This is a genomic window from Streptomyces capoamus, assembly GCF_014654935.1.
In the GTDB taxonomy this organism is placed as follows: Bacteria; Actinomycetota; Actinomycetes; order Streptomycetales; family Streptomycetaceae; genus Streptomyces; species Streptomyces capoamus.
In genome coordinates this window covers 69,707-73,047 of sequence record NZ_BNBF01000019.1, presented here as the reverse complement: position 1 = coordinate 73,047, position 3,341 = coordinate 69,707, and the positions used below count along the sequence as shown (strand labels likewise).

At 69.9% G+C, this 3,341-nt stretch carries 6 protein-coding genes and 1 pseudogene; 3 read left to right on the top strand and 4 right to left on the bottom strand.

Annotation, left to right across the window (positions count from 1 at the left end; all coding sequences use genetic code 11):
* The 4 genes from IE312_RS41980 to IE312_RS26800 all read right to left on the bottom strand — a co-directional run.
* On the bottom strand, positions 1 to 214 hold a 214-nt coding region (locus tag IE312_RS41980), incomplete at its 3' end, for an SsgA family sporulation/cell division regulator (protein WP_229900473.1).
* A gap of 99 nt (positions 215 to 313) precedes the next feature.
* Positions 314 to 1,039, bottom strand: a complete 726-nt coding sequence (locus tag IE312_RS26810; RefSeq protein ID WP_440862369.1) for an IclR family transcriptional regulator — start codon at positions 1,037 to 1,039, stop codon at positions 314 to 316.
* A gap of 521 nt (positions 1,040 to 1,560) precedes the next feature.
* On the bottom strand, positions 1,561 to 1,773 hold the full coding sequence (locus tag IE312_RS26805; RefSeq protein WP_189984893.1) for a DUF5326 family protein: 213 nt from the start codon (positions 1,771 to 1,773) through the stop codon (positions 1,561 to 1,563).
* Positions 1,774 to 1,904: 131 nt separating this feature from the next.
* Positions 1,905 to 2,222, bottom strand: coding sequence for a cupin domain-containing protein (locus tag IE312_RS26800; RefSeq protein ID WP_189984892.1), 318 nt, complete (start codon positions 2,220 to 2,222; stop codon positions 1,905 to 1,907).
* Positions 2,223 to 2,281: 59 nt separating this feature from the next.
* On the opposite strand from IE312_RS26800, the gene IE312_RS26795 reads away from it, so the two are divergent.
* The 3 genes and pseudogenes from IE312_RS26795 to IE312_RS41975 form a co-directional block, all read left to right on the top strand.
* A complete protein-coding gene (locus IE312_RS26795) occupies positions 2,282 to 2,659 on the top strand; it encodes a phage holin family protein (protein WP_189984891.1) in 378 nt (125 codons plus the stop codon).
* A gap of 7 nt (positions 2,660 to 2,666) precedes the next feature.
* Positions 2,667 to 3,158, top strand: coding sequence for a low molecular weight protein-tyrosine-phosphatase (locus IE312_RS26790; RefSeq protein WP_189984890.1), 492 nt, complete (start codon positions 2,667 to 2,669; stop codon positions 3,156 to 3,158).
* Positions 3,155 to 3,341: pseudogene (locus IE312_RS41975) on the top strand (cystathionine gamma-lyase); the annotation flags it as partial. The gene IE312_RS26790 and the pseudogene IE312_RS41975, both read left to right, overlap by 4 nt.

Below are 3,341 nucleotides of genomic sequence, written 5' to 3'. Positions count from 1 at the left end.
GGACATCCCCCTCCCCGCACGGGCGGCCGACCCCGTCGATCAGGAGCTCCCGTCCGAAGGCCCACGTCACCGGGGCGTCACCGGGCAGATGGAAGGTGAGCCGTACGGCGTAGGGATCACTGGTCTCGTAGCGCAACTCCACCGGGATGCGGAAGGAGAGCTCCTCCGACACGAGAAAGCTCATCATGACTTCTGCCTGTACCGACTCGCGCATCGCCTACCCCGTCATATGACGTCGACTGGCCGGGATTGATCCCTCTGACCGTGGTCAAATTTAGCTCAACGTACACAAGAGATCACAAGGAGTGAGTTTTCAAATACTGATAGAGAGGGTCAGCGCCCCCAGGTGCCGCCAGATCTCCGCCTGGAGCCGGTGCGCCGCGGGCAGCAGCCGGTCGGCCTGGTGGGCGGGGAGCGAGAGCGCCAGGGTGGCCGCAGTGGCACCGACCGTGATCGGGACCGCCGCGCAGACCGTGCCGACCGCGTACTCCTGGCGCTCGACCACCGGTTCCATGCGCCGCGTCCGGGCCAGCCGCCGGAGCAGCGCGTCGTTGTCCCGCACGGTGTACGGCGTGACGGGCTGCACGGGGTACCGGGCGAGGTGGTCGCGCCGCGCGTCCTCGTCCAACTGGGACAGCAGGCACTGGCCGATGGCGTGCGCGTGGCCCGTCTCGCGGAAGTCGGCCCACTCCTCCACCGCCGGCGCCTGACGGGAGGCGGAGACGCACATGACCTCGATCTCGCCGTCCCGGTACAACGCGTAGTACATCGGTACGCCGATGGAATCGCGCCAGTGCGCCAGCGTGTCCGCCACGGTGCTGCGACGTTTCTGCTGTGCTCCGCTGCGGCCCAGCCGTTCCGCCGCGTCTCCGAGGAAGAACAACCCTTTCTCGCGGCTCAGATAACCCTCGTGCACCAGAGTGCGCAGCAGGTGGTACGCCGTGGGCAGCGCCAGGCCGGTCTCGCGGGCGAGCTGTTTGGCGGTCGCGCCGTACGCGTGGCCGGCGACGGTCTCCAGCAGGCGCATGGCGCGCTGCACGGACCCGATGAGCGTGGTGGGGGGTGCGGCCCCCGCCGGTGGCCCGGGCCGGGTGGCGCCGCGCGGTGGTCCGGAGCGGCTCACGGACAGTGGTCCGGAACGGTTCGCGGATGGCGGTTCGGAGCAGTTCGCGGACGGTGCTCCGGCGCCGCCCGTGGGCGGTGGTGCGGAGCGGTCCGCGGGTTGCGGGGCGCCGCCGGAGACGTCCGCCGCGTGCGGCTGGCCGGGGACGGCCACGGGGGAGGGCCGCTGAACGGGGGACGCGCACGAGCGCGAGGGGACGGGCGGTGTGCGGGGATCTGCCGGTGCGGTGTCGACCGTGGCCAAGAGTCACTCCCGGAGCGCGAGGGGCAGCCCGTGCCGACGAGGCACGGAGGGGGTCTGCGCCACCCACGGGGCCGGATCCCGTGGGGAGTTCCGGACTTTAACCGTCTGCCACCGCGCGCAGACGGCTCCCGGGGAAACTTCCCTCCCCCGAGGGAACCGGTGCTCCCGTCACGGGTGACGGGCTCCCGGGCGCCTCACCAGTCGCTGCGGGAGGCCGAGTTCGCCATGAACTTGCGCACGATGTAGATCAGTCCGCCGACCAGGGCGACGAAGACCAGCACCTTGAACAGCAGGCCGATGACGAATCCGACCACGCTCGCTATCAGGCTGCCGAACACGACCAGGGCGATGACCGGCACCGCGACCCACTTCACCCACCACGGCAGTCCCGCGAAGATCTCTCGCATCGCCCTCGTCCTTTGCGTCTCGTCGGTGTCGATGTCCGCTTTCGATGCTAGGGCCGCGCAGGGGCGTTGCGGGGGTCTCGCATCCCTTGCCGTCCCCTGACCTGTCCCCTAGGGAACCCTGAGCCGCGGTCTCACGCCTCGGGCGGAGAGAACACCACGAGCACCCTGAGGTCCTCGCTGATGTGGTGGAACTTGTGGGCGACTCCGGCGGGCACGTACACGACGCTGCCCCGCGCCACCTGGGTCGTCTCCAGACCGACCGTGATCGAGGCCCGGCCGCTGACGACCAAGTACACCTCGTCCTGGCCGTGCGGCCGCTGCGGGTCGTGCTCGCCCGCGTCCAGCGCGTAGAGGCCGACCGACATGTTCCGCTCGCGCAGGAACTGCAGGTAGGCACCCTCGTTGGCGGCACGCTCCGCCTCCAGTTCGTCCAGCCGGAATGCCTTCATCGCTGCTGTCGCCCTCGCCTCACTGCTCGCTGCCGTCCCGGTCTGCCACGATCAGACACATGAAGAATTTCCTAGTCAAGACGGTGGCCAACGCGGGCGCGCTGGCGGTCGCGGTGTGGCTGCTCGACAAGATCACCCTGACCGGCGACAGCACCGCCAAGAAGACCGGCACCCTGATCGTCGTCGCATTGATCTTCGGCTTGGTGAACTGGCTGGTCAAGCCGATCGTGAAGGTGCTCACCTTCCCGTTGTTCATCCTGACGCTGGGCCTGATCACGCTGGTCGTGAACGCGCTGATGCTGCTGCTGACCTCCTGGGTGTGCGGCAAGCTCCACCTGAGTTTCCACGTGGAGGGGTTCTGGACGGCCGTGCTCGGCGGTCTGATCATCTCCGTCGTCTCCTGGGCACTGCACATCGTCCTGCCCGACGAGGACTGAACACGCCATGACCTACCGCGTCTGTTTCGTGTGCACCGGCAACATCTGCCGCTCCCCGATGGCCGAGTCCGTCTTCCGCGCGCGCGTGGCGCAGGCCGGGCTGGAGGGCCGGGTGGCGGTCGACAGCGCCGGCACCGGCGGCTGGCACGAGGGCGAACCGGCTGATCCGCGCACCGTTTCGGTCCTGGAGGAGCACGGCTACGACGGCGAGCACACGGCCCGCCAGTTCCTGCCGTCGTGGTTCACCCGGCTCGATCTCGTGATAGCCCTCGACACCGGCCACCTCCGAGCGCTGCGCCGCATGGCGCCCACCGCGGAGGACGCCCGCAAGATCCGGCTGCTCCGTTCCTATGACCCCGCCGCCGGCGACGACCTCGACGTACCGGACCCGTACTACGGGGGCCGGGACGGCTTCGAGGAGTGCCTTGAGATGGTGGAGGCGGCGAGCACCGGGCTGCTCGCCGCCGTACGGGAAGAGCTGGGAGGACGGGCCGCATGAGCGACGCCAGGAAAGACGAGGGCCGCACCGGCGACGGCACGCGCGCGGTGCGGGCGGGGCTGCCCGAGCCGGTCAAGCACGAGCCGACCCTGCCGGGGCCGGTGTTCGCGGCGCACTTCCACCTGCCCGGCGAGGTGACGGGCCCGTACTCCTACGGCCGCGACGACAACCCGACCTGGACGC